We start from the raw sequence: 16,876 nt of genomic DNA, 5'->3' as shown, positions 1-16,876 counted from the left end.
CCTATACCCACGTGTCCAGCCACATCCGCGACCGCCACGAGTCGATCGGGATCGCCTGGCCCGTGTACAGGGGCCAGAAGTAGATGAAGTTCCACGCGATCAGGAGGACCAGGACGCCCGCCCCCGTCGCGCCCGCCACGCGGCGGGTGTCCGAGGAACCCGGTGGGCCGACGATCGCGCCGATCATCATGGCCACCGCCAGGCACAGGAAGGGCAGGAACACCACCGCGTAGAAGAGGAAGATCGTGCGCTCCTGGTACAGGAACCACGGCAGGTAGCCGGCCGCGATGCCGCAGGCGATCGCGCCCGCGCGCCAGTCGCGGCGGAACGCCCAGCGCCACAGGACGTACAGCAGCGCGAAGCAGCCCGCCCACCACAGCAGCGGCGTGCCGAGCGCCAGGACCTCGCGCGCGCACTTCTCGCCCGCGTTCACGGGGCAGCCGTCGGACCCGGGGGAGGGGGACTCGTAGAAGTACGACACCGGGCGGCCGAGGACCAGCCAGCTCCAGGGGTTGGACTGGTAGGTGTGCGGCGAGGTCAGGTGGGTGTGGAACTCGTAGACCTCGTGCTCGTAGTGCCACAGGCTGCGCGCCCAGTCGGGGAACAGCCACGTCCAGTCGCCGCCCTTGCCGTCGGTGGCGGCCCAGTTGCGGTAGTAGCCGCCCGAGCCGTCGGCGGGGGACAGGATCCAGCCCGTCCAGGACGCGACGTAGACGGCCACCGCGACCGGCACCGTCGCGAGGAACGCCAGGCCCGTGTCGTACTTCAGGACGGCCAGGTACGGGTGGCGCGCGCCGGCGACCTTCCGGGACCCGGCGTCCCACAGCAGCGTCATCAGGCAGAACGCGACCATGATGTACAGGCCGTTCCACTTCGTCCCGATCGCCAGGCCGAACATCAGACCGGCGGCCCAGCGCCAGGGGCGCCACCCCAGGCGCAGCCGGTCGCCGACGGACGGGTCGGGACGGGTCCGGCCGTCCGCGTCGGCGGGCAGCGCCGCCGCCAGCCGCTCGCGCGCCCGGTCCCGGTCGACCACCAGGCACCCGAACGCCGCCAGCACGAAGAACATCAGCACCCCGTCGAGCAGCGAGGTGCGGCTCATCACGAAGTGCAGCCCGTCGACGGCCATCAGCCCGCCCGCGAGGCAGCCGAGGAAGGTCGAGCGGAACAGGCGCCGGCCGATCCGGCACAGCATCAGCACCGACAGCGTCCCGAGCACCGCGGTCATGAACCGCCAGCCGAACGGGTCGAACCCGAAGAGCAGCTCACCGAGCCCGATGACGTACTTGCCGACCGGCGGGTGCACCACGTACGCGGCGTCCGACGGGATCGTGACGTGGCCGCCGCTGCCGAGGACCAGGTCGTTGGCGTTCTTGTCCCAGTTGACCTCGAAGCCGCGGTGGACCAGCGCCCACGCGTCCTTCGCGTAGTACGTCTCGTCGAATATCACCGCCTTGGGGCTGCCCAGGTTCCAGAAGCGGATGACGCCCGCCAGCAGCGTCACCAGCAGCGGGCCGAGCCACCCCGACCAGCGCGTGATCCGCTCCGCGAGCGCGGGGCGCGCGCCCAGGGCGTCCCACAGCCGCGGGCTCGGCTGCGCGTACGGCGGCACCAGCCGCTCCCGGACGTCGCCGGCCGGCTCCGCCGCATACCCGAAACGGCGCAGCCGTTGCTGCCACGAGGGCCGCTGGTCCTGCGGTGCCTGGGCCAGCCGGTGGTCCGTGGAGTCCGTGGAGGACGCAGTACTGGTCACCGCGCCATCGTAGGGAACCCGTCTGTGTGAGTCCCGTGCCTCGCCCCTGCGAGGATGGAAACGTGACAGTTACGCCCGACAACGCGCCCGGAACCCTCGTCCTCGCCGGCACCCCCATCGGGGACGTCGCGGACGCCCCTCCCCGCCTCGCGCGGGAACTCGCCGACGCGGACGTCGTCGCCGCCGAGGACACCCGCCGGCTGCGCCGCCTCACCCAGGCCCTGGGCGTGACGCCCCGCGGCCGCGTCGTGTCCTACTTCGAGGGCAACGAGGCGGCCCGCACGCCCGAGCTGGTCGACGAGCTGCTCGGCGGCGCGCGCGTGCTGCTCGTCACCGACGCGGGGATGCCGTCGGTGTCCGACCCCGGGTACCGGCTGGTCGCCGCGGCCGTCGAGAAGGACGTCCGGGTCACGGCGGTGCCCGGGCCGTCGGCGGTGCTGACCGCGCTCGCGCTGTCCGGGCTGCCCGTGGACCGGTTCTGCTTCGAGGGCTTCCTGCCGCGCAAGGCCGGGGAGCGGCTGTCGCGGCTGCGGGAGGTCGCCGAGGAGCGGCGCACCCTCGTCTACTTCGAGGCCCCCCACCGGCTCGACGACACCCTCGCCGCGATGGCCGAGGTGTTCGGCGGCGAGCGGCGCGCCGCGGTGTGCCGCGAGCTGACCAAGACGTACGAGGAGGTACGGCGGGGTCCGCTGGAGGAGCTCGCGCGGTGGGCGGCCGAGGGCGTGCGCGGCGAGATCACCGTGGTGGTGAGCGGCGCCCCCGAGCGCGGCCCGGAGGAGATCGGCCCGGAGGAACTGGTGCGGCGCGTGCGGGTGCGCGAGGAGGCCGGCGAGCGCCGCAAGGAGGCGATCGCGGCGGTGGCGGCGGAGGCGGGGCTGCCCAAGCGCGAGGTGTTCGACGCGGTGGTGGCGGCCAAGCACGGCGGGACGCAGCCGGCCTGAGAACGGCGCACATGCCCTCTGAGCAGGGCGCATATCGCCTGAGCGCACGCCCCATGGCGGGGCAAAAGCGCGGTCGCCCCAGGCAAAGCCGAGCGCCTCGCCGGGCCCGTTTCGACAAGGAACGCCCAAAACGGGTCCAACAGTGGACAGGTCTGCTGCGCCCGCCTCGGCGGCGCAGTCCACTGGACCGCAGGGACGCACCCGTCCCGCGACCCGACCGGGGTTCCGGGGGAATCCCCGCCGGGGCGCCAGTCCAGCGGACAACAGGAGCTGGCATGAGTGAGACCACAGGGCGGACCGGCCTGCGCGCCGGTGCCACCGCCGTCGTCAACGAGTCGTACTCCTTCGCCTGCATGCGCTGCGGGCACGGCTGGGAGCAGTCGTACGAGATAGAGCACCACCGGGACGGCGACGGCCACGAGTTCGTGCGGTACGTGGCCGACGGCCGCGTCGTGCCGTCCCCGCTGAGCCGCCCGGCCTGCGTCAACTGCGACGGCACCGTCGTGCGCATCATGCGGGCCGGCCAGGTCTCGTCGGTGCGCGACGCGGCGCACCGCCCGCACGAGGTGTCGCCGGCCGGACCGGTCGAGGTGCCCGGGCCGTCCGCCGGGGGGCCGGACGGGCAGCACCACTGGCACCTGTCCGACCTGCTGCACCCCTTCCAGCGCCGGGCCAGCTAGGGCCTGGCACCACCCGGGCGGCCCGGTCGCCTTCCGTAGGATCGGAGCATGCCTTCGAACGCCGACCGGGCCGACAAGAACACCGCCCCGCCGCTCCCGCAGCCCCTGCGGGTGCCGGTGGCCGACTCGCACACCCACCTCGACATGCAGTCCGGCACCGTCGAGGAGGGCCTGGCGAAGGCCGCGTCGGTCGGCGTGACCACGGTCGTCCAGGTGGGCTGCGACGTCCGCGGCTCACACTGGGCGGCCGAGACGGCGGCCACGTACGACAACGTCCACGCGGCCGTCGCCCTGCACCCCAACGAGGCTCCGCGCATCGTCCACGGCGACCCCGACGGCTGGTCCCGGCAGGGCGCGCGCGAGCCGGGCGGCACGGCAGCCCTCGACGAGGCGCTGGCCGAGATCGACCGGCTGGCCGCGCTGCCCCACGTGAAGGCGGTCGGCGAGACGGGCCTCGACCACTTCCGGACCGGCGAGGACGGCAAGGAGGCCCAGGAGGCCTCGTTCCGCGCGCACATCGAGATGGCCAAGCGGCACGGCAAGGCCCTCGTCATCCACGACCGCGACGCCCACGCGGACGTGCTGCGCGTGCTGAAGGAGGAGGGCGCCCCCGAGCGCACCGTCTTCCACTGCTACTCCGGTGACGCCGAGATGGCCGAGGTCTGCGCCCGGGCCGGGTACTTCCTCTCCTTCGCCGGCAACGTCACCTTCAAGAACGCCCAGAACCTGCGCGACGCCCTGGCCGTCGCCCCGCTGGAGCTGCTGCTGGTGGAGACCGACGCGCCCTTCCTCACCCCGGCGCCGTACCGCGGACGGCCCAACGCGCCGTATCTCGTTCCGGTCACGGTGCGCGCCATGGCCGCCGTGCGGGGCCTCGACGAGGACGCCCTGGCGACGGCCCTGGGCGCGAACACCGCGCGCGCCTTCGGTTACTGAACGTATGCCGTTCGTCACCGGCCGATAACGGCCGGGATGCGCTCGCCGCCCGGCAGCTACGGAGCGTGGCCGCGTCGCTTTGGAGAGTGACCGGCGAGCCGCTAGGTTCTGGGGGCCCGATCCCGACCCCGCTGGACATACGGCCCCCTGGAGCGTGTCGGCGTGAGCGACCCGCAGTACGCGCGCAACGCGCACCACCCGGAGTACCCCGGCCTGCACACCGCCGAGACCGTCCCACAGGGGGTGTACGGGCCGCCCGAGGACTACGTCGACCCGTACGGGCCCGCCCTCGGGAGCCTCCCGCACCCGTACGGCCCCCTCTCCTCGTACGGCGACCCGGACCCGTACGGCCACCCGTACGCCGACGCGTACGCGTACGACCGCCCGTACTCCCACCCGTACGCGCACACGTATCCGCACGAGCCGCGCGAGCCCGTGCTGCCCCGGCAGACGGGCACCGCCACCCTGGTCGCCCCGCCGCCCCCCGGCTTCGCGGACCTGCCGACCGCCACCCTCGTCGACGTCACGGCCGCGCCGCGCCCCGACCCGGGCCCGGGAGAGCCCCGCGCCGGGGCGGGGCACCGGGCCGGGCGGCGGCGCAGGGCGCGCTACGCCGAGCGTCCCGACTCGCCGGTGCGCCGGCTGCTGCCGCAGGCGCTAGTCGTCGCGTTCCTGGCCGGCGGCACCACCGCGTTCGTCGCCGAGGACAAGGCCGTCGAGCTGACCGTCGAGGGCACCCCGCGCACCCTGCACACCTTCGCCGACGACGTGACCGGACTGCTCGCCGAGGAGGGCGTGCGGGTGGGCCCGCACGACGTGGTCGTGCCCGGCCCCGGCACCGGCCTGAGCGACGGCGAGGAGGTCGAGGTGCGCTACGGCCGCCCCCTGCGGCTGACCCTGGACGGGGAGCGCCACGAGGTGTGGACGACCGAACGCACCGTCGAGGGGGCGCTCAGACAGCTGGGCGTGCGCGCCGAGGGCGCGTACCTGTCCGCCGCGCGCTCCCGGCCCATCGGGCGCGAGGGGCTCGCGCTGGACGTGCGCACCGAGCGCTCGGTGACGGTCATGGCGGACGGCCGGGCCCGCACCGTGCGGACCAACGCGGCCACCGTGCGCGAGGCCGTCGAGGAGGCCGGCATCACCCTGCGCGGCCAGGACACCACCTCGGTGCCGCCGGACAGCTTCCCGCGCGACGGCCAGACCGTGACCGTGCTGCGCATCACCGGGGGCAGGGAGGTCCGCGAGGAGCCCATCCCGTTCGTCGTCCGGCGCGTCGCCGACCCCACCCAGTTCAAGGGAACGGAGGTCGTCGAGCAGGCCGGACAGCCCGGCCTGCGGCGGGTCACGTACTCCCTGCGCACCGTCAACGGCGTGCGCCTCAGGCCCCGCCGGGTGCGGGCCGAAGTGGTGCGGGTGCCCCGCGCCCAGGTGGTGAAGGTGGGCACGCGTCCGCTGCCCGCGTCCGTGCACGGCGCCGACGGGCTCGACTGGCAGCGCCTCGCCGCCTGCGAGTCCGGCGGCCGGCCCGACGCGGTCGACCCGTCCGGCACCTACGGTGGGCTGTACCAGTTCGACACGCGCACGTGGCACACCCTCGGCGGCAGCGGACGGCCCCAGGACGCGCCCGCGGCGGAACAGACGTACCGCGCGAAGAAGCTGTACGCGCGGCGCGGCGCGAGCCCCTGGCCGCACTGCGGGGCCCGGCTGCACGGCTGAGCCGGGAGTGCCGGGGCGGGGCCCGTGACGTGGTCCGGGGCTGTCGGTGGGCCCCCGTAGTCTTGTCCCGTGAGCAGCAGCCCCACCCCCGACGCCCTCCTGGGCCCCGCCGACGTCCGTGAGCTGGCGGCGGCCCTCGGCGTGCGTCCCACCAAGCAGCGCGGCCAGAACTTCGTGATCGACGCGAACACCGTCCGCCGCATCGTCCGCACCGCCGGCGTGCGGCCCGACGACGTGGTCGTCGAGGTCGGGCCGGGGCTCGGCTCCCTCACGCTCGCGCTGCTGGAGGCCGCCGACCGGGTCACCGCCGTCGAGATCGACGACGTGCTGGCCGCCGCGCTGCCCGCCACCGTCGCCGCGCGCATGCCGGAGCGGGCCGACCGGTTCGCGCTGGTGCACTCCGACGCGCTGCACGTCACCGAGCTGCCCGGCCCGGCCCCGACGGCCCTGGTCGCGAACCTGCCGTACAACGTGGCGGTGCCGGTGCTGCTGCACATGCTCGACACGTTTGCCGGCATCGAGCGCACCCTCGTGATGGTGCAGGCCGAGGTCGCCGACCGGCTCGCCGCCGCGCCCGGCTCGAAGGTGTACGGCGTGCCCTCGGTGAAGGCCAACTGGTACGCGGACGTCAAGCGCGCCGGTGCCATCGGCCGCACCGTCTTCTGGCCCGCGCCCAACGTCGACAGCGGCCTGGTGTCCCTGGTCCGCCGCCGTGAGCCGGTGAAGACGTCCGCCTCCAAGAAGGAGGTGTTCGCGGTCGTCGACGCCGCGTTCGCCCAGCGCCGCAAGACGCTGCGCGCCGCGCTCGCCGGGTGGGCCGGCTCCGCGGCCGCCGCCGAGGCCGCCCTCGTCGCCGCCGGGGTCTCCCCGCAGGCCCGCGGCGAGGCCCTCACCGTCGAGGAGTTCGCCCGCATCGCCGAGCACCGCACCGCCCAGCCCGAGGAGAGCGCGTGAGCGTCACCGTCCGCGTGCCCGCGAAGGTCAACGTCCAGCTCGCCGTCGGCGCCGCCCGCCCGGACGGCTTCCACGACCTGGCGAACGTCTTCCTCGCGGTCGGCCTGTACGACGAGGTCACGGTCACCCCGGCCGACGAACTCCGCGTCACCTGCGCCGGGCCCGACGCCGACCAGGTCCCGCTGGACCGCACCAACCTCGCCGCGCGCGCGGCGATCGCCCTCGCCGGGCGGTACGGCCGCAGCCCCGACGTGCACGTCCACATCGCCAAGGACATCCCCGTGGCCGGCGGCATGGCGGGCGGCAGCGCGGACGGCGCCGGCGCGCTGCTCGCCTGCGACGCCCTGTGGGGCACGGGCGCGTCCCGCGCGGAGCTGCTGGAGATCTGCGCCGAGCTCGGCAGCGACGTGCCGTTCAGCCTCGTCGGCGGGGCCGCGCTGGGCACCGGGCGCGGTGAGGTCCTGACCCCGCTGGAGGTCGGCGGCACCTTCCACTGGGTCTTCGCGATGGCCGCGCGCGGGCTGTCCACGCCGGCCGTGTTCCGTGAGTTCGACCGGCTCGCCGAGGGCCGCGACGTCCCCGAGCCCGTCGCCTCCCGGCCGCTGCTCGACGCGCTCGCCGCGGGGGACGCCGACGCGCTCGCCGCGGCCGTCTCCAACGACCTCCAGCCGGCCGCGCTGTCCCTCTTCCCAGAGCTGACCGACACCCTCGCCGCGGGGCGCGCGGCCGGGGCGCTGGCCGCGGTGGTCTCGGGCTCGGGCCCGACCACTGCCTTCCTCACGCGTGACCTCGCGTCGGCGGAGGCGGTGGCGGGGGCTCTGCGGGTTTCCGGGACGTGCCGGGCGGTTCGCGTGGCGGTGGGGCCGGTGGCGGGGGCGACGGTTCTGGAGCCCGCGGCGTCTGGCTGAGCGGTGCGCTCCGCGTCCTGCCTGTCGGGTGGGTGCGGCGCCGTTGTGGTGGGGTGCGCAGTTCCCCGCGCCCCTGGGTGGGGACAGGGCCGGTCGATGGTTCTCGTGCCGCACCTTGCCCTGGTCGCCTGGGTCGTCGTGTGGGTGCGGCGTCGTCGTGGCTGGTCGCGCAGTTCCCCGCGCCCCTGGGTGAATAACCCCGAGCCTCGCTCCCAGCCGGGCGCCTACGCTCGTCGGCGTTCGGTCGGGGAAGGGGTGGGTGTGGGACGGCGGGCGTTGGTGGGGGCCGTGCGGCGGGGGGACCTGCGGGAGGTGCGGGCGCTGCTCGCGGGCGGTGTCGAGCCGGATGCGTTCGACGACCACGAGGGCGTGCCGGTGCTGTGCCTGGCCGTGGCGGCGCACGACGAAGCGGTCGTCGAGGCGCTGCTGGAGGCCGGGGCCGATCCGCTGCGTCGGTTGTCCGACGGAACCACCCCATTGCTGCGGGCGGTGACCGCCGGGGCGTGGCGACTGACCGACACCCTGGCCTTCGGCCGCACCCCCCTGCCGTTCCCGGACCGCGAGGAGCTGTTGGCGCACGCCCGTCACTGGGCGGACACGGGCGCCGAGGCGGGGCTGCGCCGGCTGACCGGTCTCACCGGACCCGTCACCCGGACCCGGGTCGAGGACCCGGAGGTCGGCTGGTGGTGGGAGGCGGTGTCACTCGGCGGGCTGACCCTGCACGACGCGCACGCGGCGGTCATCACCGCACTGGAGGCCCGCTACGGGCGGCGTACGCCCTTCGACACACTGGTGGAGCGCGCCCTCGCCCACCCCGACCGCGACCACGTCGTCTGGTCGAAGGTCGTGTTCACGCTCGCCCACCGGCTCGATGAGGAGACCTGGCAGTGGTCCAGGGACCTGCTCAACCACCCGGACCGGCCCCACCGCCTCCTCGGCGCCGACGTGCTGCTGGGGATGGTGCTCGGGGACCCCTTGACGGGCCGTGACCCCTTCTCGGACCGGGCCGACCAGCTCCTGCCGTGGGCGGAGCAGGAGGAGGACCCGGAGGTGCTCGCGGTCCTCCTGCACGCGCTCACCCACGCCCAGGGCCCGGAGATCGAGGCCCTCGGTCTGTCGTACCTCACGCACCCCGACCCGCGGGTGCGGTCGCTCGTCCCGGACTGTCTGGAGGTCTCCGGGGACGGCCGGTCCGTGGTCCGTCGCGGGAGCCTGGCCGTCGTCCTCACCCTGGTCGACGACCCCGACCCGGACGTCCGTACGTGGCTGTGCCACTGGCTGCGCCACTACCGGGGCCCCGAACCCGAGGCCGGGGACGCGCTGCTCGCCCTCACCCACGACCCGCGGCAGCGGATCCGCGCCCACGCCGTGTCCGGCCTGGCCCTGCGCGACGACCCGCGCTGCGTGGCCGCGGAGCAGCGGATCGGGCCCGTCGGCGAGGACCTGCGCGACGACGAGGTGCTGTTCGACGTGTGGCGGTACCAGGAGCGGCGGCGCCGGGCGGCCGGTACCGGGTGAGGCGTCCGTCCCTGGCCCGCCCGACGTGACGGGAGCGCCCCGCCGCCCGACTACCCTGGAGGGTCGAGCATCCCCCCGGGCAGGAGAGAAATGGCCGTCAACCTGGTCAATGTCGAGAACGTCAGCAAGGTGTACGGCACCCGTGCGCTCCTCGACGGCATCTCGCTCGGCGTGTCCGAAGGGGACCGGATCGGCGTCGTCGGCCGCAACGGCGACGGCAAGACCACCCTGATCCGGATGCTCGCCAAGGTGGAGGAGGCCGACTCGGGCCGGGTCACCCACTCCGGCGGGCTGCGCCTGGGCGTCCTCACCCAGCACGACTCCCTCGACCCCGCGGCCACCGTCCGCCACGAGGTCATCGGCGACATGGCCGACCACGAGTGGGCCGGCAACGCCAAGGTCCGCGACGTGCTCACCGGCCTGTTCGGCGGGCTCGACCTGCCCGGCTTCCCGCAGGGACTGGACACCGTGATCGGCCCGCTGTCCGGCGGCGAGCGGCGCCGCATCGCGCTGGCCAAGCTGCTCATCGAGGAGCAGGACCTGATCGTCCTGGACGAGCCGACCAACCACCTCGACGTCGAGGGCATCGCCTGGCTGGCCCAGCACCTGCAGACGCGCCGCTCGGCCCTGGTCTGCGTCACCCACGACCGCTGGTTCCTCGACCAGGTCTGCACGCGGATGTGGGACGTGCAGCGCGGCGAGGTGCACGAGTACGAGGGCGGCTACTCCGACTACGTCTTCGCCCGCGCCGAGCGCGAGCGCATCGCCGCGACCGAGGAGGTCAAGCGGCAGAACCTGGTCCGCAAGGAGCTGGCCTGGCTGCGCCGCGGGGCGCCCGCGCGGACGTCCAAGCCGCGCTTCCGGATCGAGGCGGCCAACGAGCTCATCGCGGACGTGCCGCCGCCGCGCGACACCAGCGAGCTGATGAAGTTCGCGTCCTCGCGGCTGGGCAGGACCGTGTTCGACCTGGAGGACGTCACGGTCCAGGCCGGCCCCAAGGTGCTGCTCAAGCACGTCACCTGGCAGCTCGGACCCGGCGATCGCATCGGCCTGGTCGGTGTCAACGGCGCCGGCAAGACGTCCCTGCTGCGGGCCATGGCCCAGGCGGCGCGCACCCAGGGCGAGACCCAGCCGGCCGGCGGGCGGATCGCCGTGGGCCGGACGGTCAAGCTCGCCTACCTCTCCCAGGAGGTCGCCGAACTCGACCCCACCTGGCGGGTCCTGGAGGCCGTGCAGCGCGTTCGCGAGCGGGTCGACCTCGGCAAGGGCCGGGAGATGACCGCCGGGCAGCTGTGCGAGACGTTCGGCTTCGGCAAGGAGAAGCAGTGGACGCCGGTCGGCGACCTCTCCGGCGGTGAGCGGCGCCGCCTCCAGCTGCTGCGGCTGCTCATGGACGAGCCCAACGTCCTGTTCCTGGACGAGCCCACCAACGACCTGGACATCGAGACCCTGACCCAGCTGGAGGACGTCCTCGACGGCTGGCCCGGCTCGATGATCGTGATCTCCCACGACCGGTTCTTCGTCGAGCGCACCACCGACCGGGTCTTCGCCCTCCTCGGCGACGGCACCCTGCGGATGCTGCCGCGCGGCATCGACGAGTACCTGGAGCGCCGCCGGCACATGGAGGAGGCCGCCGCGGCGGCCGCCCCCGCCGCGGCCGCGCCGGCCGCCGAGCGCGGTGAGAAGAGCGCCGCCGACCAGCGCGCCGCCAAGAAGGAACTCCAGCGCATCGAACGGCAGTTGGACAAGCTCTCCGAGCGCGAGTCCAAGCTGCACGCGCAGATCGCCGACAACGCCACGGACTTCGAGAAGGTCGCCCGACTCGACACCGAGCTGCGCGAGTTGGCCGGTGAGCGCGAGGAGCTGGAGATGCGCTGGCTGGAACTGGCCGAGGACGCCTAGGCAGTGGCCCGGCGCACGGCGCGGCGGGCGGGGCGCGGTTCTCCCGCCCCGGCGCGCAGCGTCGGCGCGCGCGCCGTGTGAAGGGGGCGTGGAGGCGCGTAACGGGGGCATCACGGGCGGGTTCTCCCTTGGGAACAGCGGCGGGCGCGGGCCGGTGGACCGTCGGTGCCGGGTGATAGAAAGAGCCGTCTGAGAACTGTCTGAGTACGACTCCGGGTCCCGAGCGAACCTCAGGGCGTGGCCGAAAATCAGTGAACGAGGGGGAAGACGCTGATGGCTCAGCCGCCCGATCAGCCTCCGCAGCAGGGTGGTTTCGGACCGCCCCCGCACCAGCCGCCCGCCCAGCCGCCGCAGGCGCCCGCGACACCGCCCGCGCCGCCGCAGCCCGGCTACGGCTACCCGCAGCAGGCCCCGCCCCCGGCCCCGGGCCCCTACGGCGCACCCCAGCAGCCGGGACCCTACGGCGCACCGCAGCAGCCGGGACCGTACGCGCCGCCCCAGCAGCCGGGCCCCTACGGGGCGCCCCAGCAGCCCGGACCCTACGCGCCCGCGGCGCAGCCGGGGCCGTACGGGCAGCAGCCCGGGTACGGCTACCCGCAGCCGCCGCAGTTCCCCGGCGCGCCCGGCGCCCCGGGCACCCCGCCGTCCGGCTCGCGCAGCCCCTTCAAGGGCCGGCCCGCGGTCGTGGTCGCCGCGGCCGTGGCCGCCCTGCTGGTCGTCGGCGGCACGGTGTTCGCGGTGACGCGCGGCGGCGACGACAAGGACGACAAGCCGGTCGCCACGCACAGCGACGACGACAAGCCGTCCGCTTCCGCCGACCCGGTCGACCCCGGCGACGGCAGCGGCGACGGCGGCGGCGGCGCCCAGGACTTCAACGCGGGCCGCAAGGCCGGCGAGGCCAAGGTCCTCTGGTACAAGGAGGCCCCCGACGCGCCCGCCTCCGGCGCCGAGGCCCCCGGCATGTGGATCACCGGCACCACGGCCGTGAAGGCCGCCTACAAGGAGGTCGTCGGCTACAAGGTCGCCGACGGCACGCCCGCGTGGGCCACCGTCACGCTCCCGCAGAAGGTCTGCGCGGTCACCCGGCAGAAGACGGCCGACGACAAGGTCGTCGTGGCGTACATGAGCGGCACCAGCGACCGCGCCAAGTGCAACCAGCTCCAGCAGCTCGACCTGAACACCGGCGCCAAGGGCTGGACGGCCGTCGTCGCCGACGGCGCGCTGTTCGACAGCGCCATCGACATCGAGCTGTCCCTCGCCGGCAACACGCTGGTGGTGGGCCGCTCCCAGTCCGGCACGGCGTACGACGTGCGCACCGGCAAGAAGCTGTGGGACAAGAAGAATTACGGCGACTCCTGCTTCCCGACCGCGTTCGCCGGCGGCACCCGGCTGGTGTCCGTGGCGTCCTGCGACGCGACCGGCGCGAAGGAGCACGAGGAGCTCCAGGAGCTGGACCCGGCGACCGGCAAGGCCAAGTGGACCCGGGAGTTCGCCAAGGGCTGGCGGGTCGCGCGCACCTTCTCGCTGGACCCGCTGGTCGTCTACAGCACCAACCAGGACAAGAACACCTGGAACATCTCCACGTTCAAGGCCGACGGCACCGCCCGCTCCCAGGTCGCCTTCGACGGGAACTTCGCGCCCGAGTGCCAGTCGGCGATCCTCCAGCGCGACCTGACGGGCTGTCAGGGCGTGGCGGCCGACGCCGACACCCTCTACCTGCCCACCGACGCCAAGAGCGGCCCGAACGAGATCGTCGCGATCGACCTCTCCTCCGGCAAGCAGAAGTGGCGCGTGAAGTCGCCCGCGGACGAGACGATGCTCCCCGTCCGGCTCGAGGGCGGCGCCCTGGTGGCCTACGTCGAGCCGTCGTACGACGCGGCCGGCCAGGTGGTGTCGATCCCCACCGCGGGGACCGCGCACACCCCGGCGAAGCTGCTCCAGCTCCCGGCGAGCACGACCGCCCTCGAAAGCAGCTTCTACGCCCGCGACCTCGCCTGGACGGACGGGCGGTTCTACCTCTCCAGCACCCGGCTGAACGGGGCGGACGACGCGAAGGAGAAGCTGATGCTCGCCTACGGCAAGTGACACCTCCCCGCGGTCCGTCCCCCGAGCTCCTTCCCGACGAGGTACCCACACCATGACCACGCCGCCGCCCCCGCCGCCCCAGCAGCCCCCGCAGGGGCCAGGCCCCGGCACCCCCGAGGACCAGCCGCAGGACCAGGCCACGCCCGCCCCGCCGAGCCTGAGCAAGGCCCCGCAGCCGGGCTACGGCTACCCGCAGGCACCGCAGGCACCGCAGGCACCGCAGGCACCGCAGGCACCGCAGGCGTCGCCCCAGCAGCCCCCGGCGCCGGGCTCGCCGACGCCCCCGCCCCCGCAGGGCCCGCCCCAGACCCCGCCCGCGGGCCCGCCCCAGGCGCCGCCCGGCTACGGCTACCCGCAGCAGGCCCCGCCCGCCCAGCCGCCCCAGGGCTACGGCTACCCCACGCCCCCGCAGCCGCAGGGCCCGTACGCCGCCCCGCAGCAGCCGGGCCCCTACGGGCAGCCCTCGCCGTACGCCGCCCAGCCCGGTTACGGCTACCCGGGGCAGCCCGGACAGCCGGTCCAGCCGGGGTACGGGTATCCCGGACAGCCGACCGTGCCGCTCCAGCCGCAGGCCGTGCCCGCCGGCGGCGGCCGGAAGGTGAACGCGCAGCTGCTGATCATCGTGGCGGCGGTCGTCGCCATCGCGCTGATCGTCGGCGGCGGCATCTGGTACTCCAAGGCGTCCTCCGACGACAACGAGGCGAAGAAGGACGACAAGGCGACCGCCGGGACCACCGGCGGCACCGCCGGCGGCCAGGACGACAAGGGCACCGGCGGCACGGCCGGCGGCGGCTCGGAGAAGGCGCCCGCCGACCCGGCCTCCAAGCTGCTCTTCCAGGTGCCGATGCCGGTCGTCGCCAAGGGCGACAGCGTGGCCGTGGACGGCTCCTGGCTCACCGACAAGGCGTACGTGAAGAGCGGCGTCGCCGAGGTGTCCGGCTACGACCGGAACACCGGCGCCAAGCTGTGGACGGTCAAGCTGCCCGGCCCGGTGTGCGAGGCGAGCCGGCACATGACCAAGGACTACCGCACCGCCGTCCTGTTCCAGCCGAAGATGCCCGCCAAGAACTCCTCGGCCGGGTGCAGTGAGGTCGCGGCGCTGGACCTCGCGGCCGGCAAGCAGCTGTGGCGCAAGACCGTCTCCTCCGGTGACTACCCGGTCACCTTCGACAACGTCACCGTCAGCGCGAACACCGTCGCCGCGGGCAGCACCGACGGCGGCGCGGCCTTCGACATCGCGACCGGCAAGGTGCTGTGGTCGCCCAAGACGTCCGACAGCTGCTACGACGCCGGCTACGGCGGCGGCCCGAAGCTGGTGGCGCTGCGCAAGTGCGGCTCGTACGACAACCCGGAGCTGCACGTCCAGACCATCGACCCGGTCTCCGGGAAGGTGCTGTCGGAGTACAGGATGACCGCGGGCATCGAGTACGCCTCGATCGTCTCCACCGACCCGCTGGTGGTGGCCGCCGACGTCGGCGACAGCGCCGGTGACGGCAGCGGCATCTCGGACTTCTTCTCCGTCGACAACAAGACCGGCAAGCTGATCACCCGCATCTCCGCGCCGGGCGACCAGTACGCGGCGGACTGCGAGGGCATCACCCGCATCGAGGCCTGCACGGGCCTCGCGGTCGGCGCGGGCCGCCTGTACGTGCCGACCGAGGAGCACGACGGCACCGGCGACTACAGCCGCACCAACGAGGTCGTCGCCTTCGACCTGGCCACCGGCAAGCAGACCGGCCAGCGCGCGGACGCGGGCGACGGCTACACGATCGTGCCGCTGCGCATGGACGGCGCCGACGTGATCGCGTACAAGCGGCCGCCGTACGACAAGGGCGGGCAGATCGTCAGCATCGACGGCACCACGTTCAAGCAGACGACGCTGATGCAGAACCCGGGCACCGACGCGGTGCGCGACCTGGAGAGCAACTACCTGCCGCAGTACTCGGAGATCATCTACTCCGACGGCCGGCTGTACATGGCCGGCGTGTACGCCGACGTCTCCAGCACCGGCGACAAGGAGTACCTGGCGATCGGGTTCGGCACCGGAAGCTGAGCACCGGCGCCCCGCCACCCGCCGCCACGGCCCTGTCCCCTCCCCGGGGGCGGGGCCGTGCGCGTGTCCGTCGCGGGCCGGGCGCGGTGGCTGCCCCGTGGTGCGCCCGCGTGCGCGCGGAACGCCGGAAAGTCCTCCGATCCGGGTCGGTTCTCGCCGGTAGGGGCAGCGCGATGTCGAACAAGCGTGTAGCTTCCGGGGGCATGAAACGGACGGGGGAGCCGGGGGGCACCGCGTTCGACCGGCACCGTGGTGGGCATCCATGGGGGGACTGGGGGGTTGCTCGATGGGAGTGCGGCTCATGGTGGTCGACGACCACCGACTGCTCGCCGAGGCGCTGGCCTCGGCGCTGAAACTGCGCGGGCACCGGGTGCTGGCGGCGGCCGCACCGGCCGCGGGGGCGGCGGAGCTGGTGATCAGCCGGGCGCCCGAGGTGTGTCTGCTGGGCACGGCGGCCCCGGCCGCGCCGGGGACCTTCGACCCGGTGGTCCGCATCAAGCGGGAGCGGCCGCAGGTGGCGGTGCTGGTCCTGGGCCCGGTGCCCGACCCCCGGGGCATCGCGGCCGCGTTCGCGGCGGGCGCCTGCGGCTACGTGCGGCACGACGAGCGCATCGAGGGCGTCGAGCGGGCGATCATGAAGGCGCGGGCGGGTGAGGCCGCCGTGGCGCCGCAGCTGTTGCAGGGGGCGTTCAGCGAGCTGCTGAACCCGGCCGCGCAGCCCGACGACGAGGGCCAGCGGCTGCTGCAGATGCTCACCCCGCGCGAGGTGGAGGTCCTGGTCCGGGTCGCGGACGGCGAGGACACCCGGGTGATCGCGGCCGGCATGGGCATCGCGCCCTCCACGGCCCGTACCCACGTGCAGCGGGTGCTGATGAAGCTGGGCGTCGGCTCCCGCCTGGAGGCGGCGGCCCTCGCGGCCCGCACCGGCCTGCTGGACCGGGCGGGCGCCCGGGGCGCGGCCGACGGCGGTCCGGTGCTCTGAGCGGCGTCGCGGACGTACGGTCCGGCGCACCCGTACGGGGCCGGAGTTCCTGTGGACTCCGGCCCCGTACCCGCAGGCGTATCCGTACCGGGGGCGACTACGGCGTGGGCCGGCCCGGCTCGCCCGCTTCCCCGTCCTCCGGCAGCGGCGGGGGCGTCGGGGCCGCGGTGGGCCGCAGCTTCAGCCAGACCAGGAAGAAGAGGCCGAGCAGCAGCATGCCCAGCCCGGTCCAGAGGTTGATGTTGACGCCCTCGGCCTTGTCGAGGTCGGCGTCGGACACGGTGAAGCCGGCGATCATGACGATGACGCCGTAGAGGACGAACAGGCCGCCGATGATGCGGCGGATGTCGAAGAGGCGCGCGGCCGTCGCGGACTTGCTCTCGAGGTCGGTGACCTCGCGCTGGACGTCGTGCTCGGAGTACCCGTGGTGCTCGGACATGGTTCCTCA

At 74.3% G+C, this 16,876-nt stretch carries 13 protein-coding genes; 11 read left to right on the top strand and 2 right to left on the bottom strand.

Annotated elements, in window-relative coordinates:
- Window position 1 precedes the first annotated feature (1 nt).
- Complete coding sequence (locus AQJ30_RS16210; protein ID WP_067234021.1) at window positions 2-1,753, bottom strand: dolichyl-phosphate-mannose--protein mannosyltransferase; 1,752 nt, start codon at window positions 1,751-1,753, stop codon at window positions 2-4.
- A 62-nt stretch (window positions 1,754-1,815) separates the two neighbouring features.
- Between AQJ30_RS16210 and rsmI the strand changes: the two genes are divergently transcribed.
- From rsmI to AQJ30_RS16155, 11 genes are all read left to right on the top strand, one after another.
- Window positions 1,816-2,694 (top strand): 16S rRNA (cytidine(1402)-2'-O)-methyltransferase, encoded by an 879-nt coding sequence (gene rsmI / locus AQJ30_RS16205; RefSeq protein ID WP_067234019.1) that lies wholly within the window; start codon window positions 1,816-1,818, stop codon window positions 2,692-2,694.
- Between the two features lie 275 nt (window positions 2,695-2,969).
- A complete protein-coding gene (locus tag AQJ30_RS16200) occupies window positions 2,970-3,374 on the top strand; it encodes a hypothetical protein (protein ID WP_067234017.1) in 405 nt (134 codons plus the stop codon).
- A 48-nt stretch (window positions 3,375-3,422) separates the two neighbouring features.
- Window positions 3,423-4,310 carry a TatD family hydrolase gene (locus AQJ30_RS16195; protein WP_067234015.1) on the top strand — a complete coding sequence of 296 codons (888 nt, stop codon included), beginning with the start codon at window positions 3,423-3,425 and terminating at the stop codon, window positions 4,308-4,310.
- 162 nt (window positions 4,311-4,472) lie between these two features.
- Entirely contained in the window at window positions 4,473-6,026 is a 1,554-nt protein-coding gene (locus AQJ30_RS16190; RefSeq protein ID WP_067234014.1) for a resuscitation-promoting factor, read from the top strand.
- Between the two features lie 69 nt (window positions 6,027-6,095).
- Complete coding sequence (gene rsmA / locus AQJ30_RS16185; protein WP_067234012.1) at window positions 6,096-6,980, top strand: 16S rRNA (adenine(1518)-N(6)/adenine(1519)-N(6))-dimethyltransferase RsmA; 885 nt, start codon at window positions 6,096-6,098, stop codon at window positions 6,978-6,980.
- Window positions 6,977-7,888 carry a 4-(cytidine 5'-diphospho)-2-C-methyl-D-erythritol kinase gene (locus AQJ30_RS16180; protein ID WP_067234010.1) on the top strand — a complete coding sequence of 304 codons (912 nt, stop codon included), beginning with the start codon at window positions 6,977-6,979 and terminating at the stop codon, window positions 7,886-7,888. Before rsmA ends, AQJ30_RS16180 begins: the two co-directional genes overlap by 4 nt.
- Window positions 7,889-8,176: 288 nt before the next feature.
- Complete coding sequence (locus tag AQJ30_RS16175; protein ID WP_245726951.1) at window positions 8,177-9,406, top strand: hypothetical protein; 1,230 nt, start codon at window positions 8,177-8,179, stop codon at window positions 9,404-9,406.
- A 90-nt stretch (window positions 9,407-9,496) separates the two neighbouring features.
- Window positions 9,497-11,308, top strand: a complete 1,812-nt coding sequence (locus AQJ30_RS16170; RefSeq protein WP_067234007.1) for an ABC-F family ATP-binding cassette domain-containing protein — start codon at window positions 9,497-9,499, stop codon at window positions 11,306-11,308.
- A 273-nt stretch (window positions 11,309-11,581) separates the two neighbouring features.
- Window positions 11,582-13,393 carry a collagen-like protein gene (locus AQJ30_RS16165; protein ID WP_067234005.1) on the top strand — a complete coding sequence of 604 codons (1,812 nt, stop codon included), beginning with the start codon at window positions 11,582-11,584 and terminating at the stop codon, window positions 13,391-13,393.
- A gap of 52 nt (window positions 13,394-13,445) precedes the next feature.
- Window positions 13,446-15,446, top strand: a complete 2,001-nt coding sequence (locus AQJ30_RS16160; RefSeq protein ID WP_067234004.1) for an outer membrane protein assembly factor BamB family protein — start codon at window positions 13,446-13,448, stop codon at window positions 15,444-15,446.
- Window positions 15,447-15,732: 286 nt separating this feature from the next.
- A complete protein-coding gene (locus AQJ30_RS16155; RefSeq protein WP_067234003.1) occupies window positions 15,733-16,428 on the top strand; it encodes a helix-turn-helix transcriptional regulator in 696 nt (231 codons plus the stop codon).
- A gap of 97 nt (window positions 16,429-16,525) precedes the next feature.
- Here AQJ30_RS16155 and AQJ30_RS16150 read toward each other — a convergent pair whose 3' ends face one another.
- Complete coding sequence (locus AQJ30_RS16150; RefSeq protein WP_067234002.1) at window positions 16,526-16,867, bottom strand: hypothetical protein; 342 nt, start codon at window positions 16,865-16,867, stop codon at window positions 16,526-16,528.
- Window positions 16,868-16,876: the final 9 nt, after the last annotated feature.

It is taken from the genome of Streptomyces longwoodensis, from assembly GCF_001514125.1.
Lineage (GTDB): Bacteria > Actinomycetota > Actinomycetes > Streptomycetales > Streptomycetaceae > Streptomyces > Streptomyces longwoodensis.
Note: the sequence above shows the minus strand (reverse complement) of the source record. Positions and strands in the feature narration are given on the sequence as shown.

Bases quoted from the DNA above. Each gene is read 5' to 3' on its own strand.
- AQJ30_RS16195 (WP_067234015.1), top strand. From the start codon at position 3,423: ATGCCTTCGAACGCCGACCGGGCCGACAAGAACACCGCCCCGCCGCTC.
- AQJ30_RS16170 (WP_067234007.1), top strand. From the start codon at position 9,497: ATGGCCGTCAACCTGGTCAATGTCGAGAACGTCAGCAAGGTGTACGGC.
- AQJ30_RS16200 (WP_067234017.1), top strand. From the start codon at position 2,970: ATGAGTGAGACCACAGGGCGGACCGGCCTGCGCGCCGGTGCCACCGCC.
- AQJ30_RS16150 (WP_067234002.1), bottom strand. From the start codon at position 16,867: ATGTCCGAGCACCACGGGTACTCCGAGCACGACGTCCAGCGCGAGGTC.
- AQJ30_RS16160 (WP_067234004.1), top strand. From the start codon at position 13,446: ATGACCACGCCGCCGCCCCCGCCGCCCCAGCAGCCCCCGCAGGGGCCA.
- AQJ30_RS16165 (WP_067234005.1), top strand. From the start codon at position 11,582: ATGGCTCAGCCGCCCGATCAGCCTCCGCAGCAGGGTGGTTTCGGACCG.
- AQJ30_RS16155 (WP_067234003.1), top strand. From the start codon at position 15,733: ATGGGAGTGCGGCTCATGGTGGTCGACGACCACCGACTGCTCGCCGAG.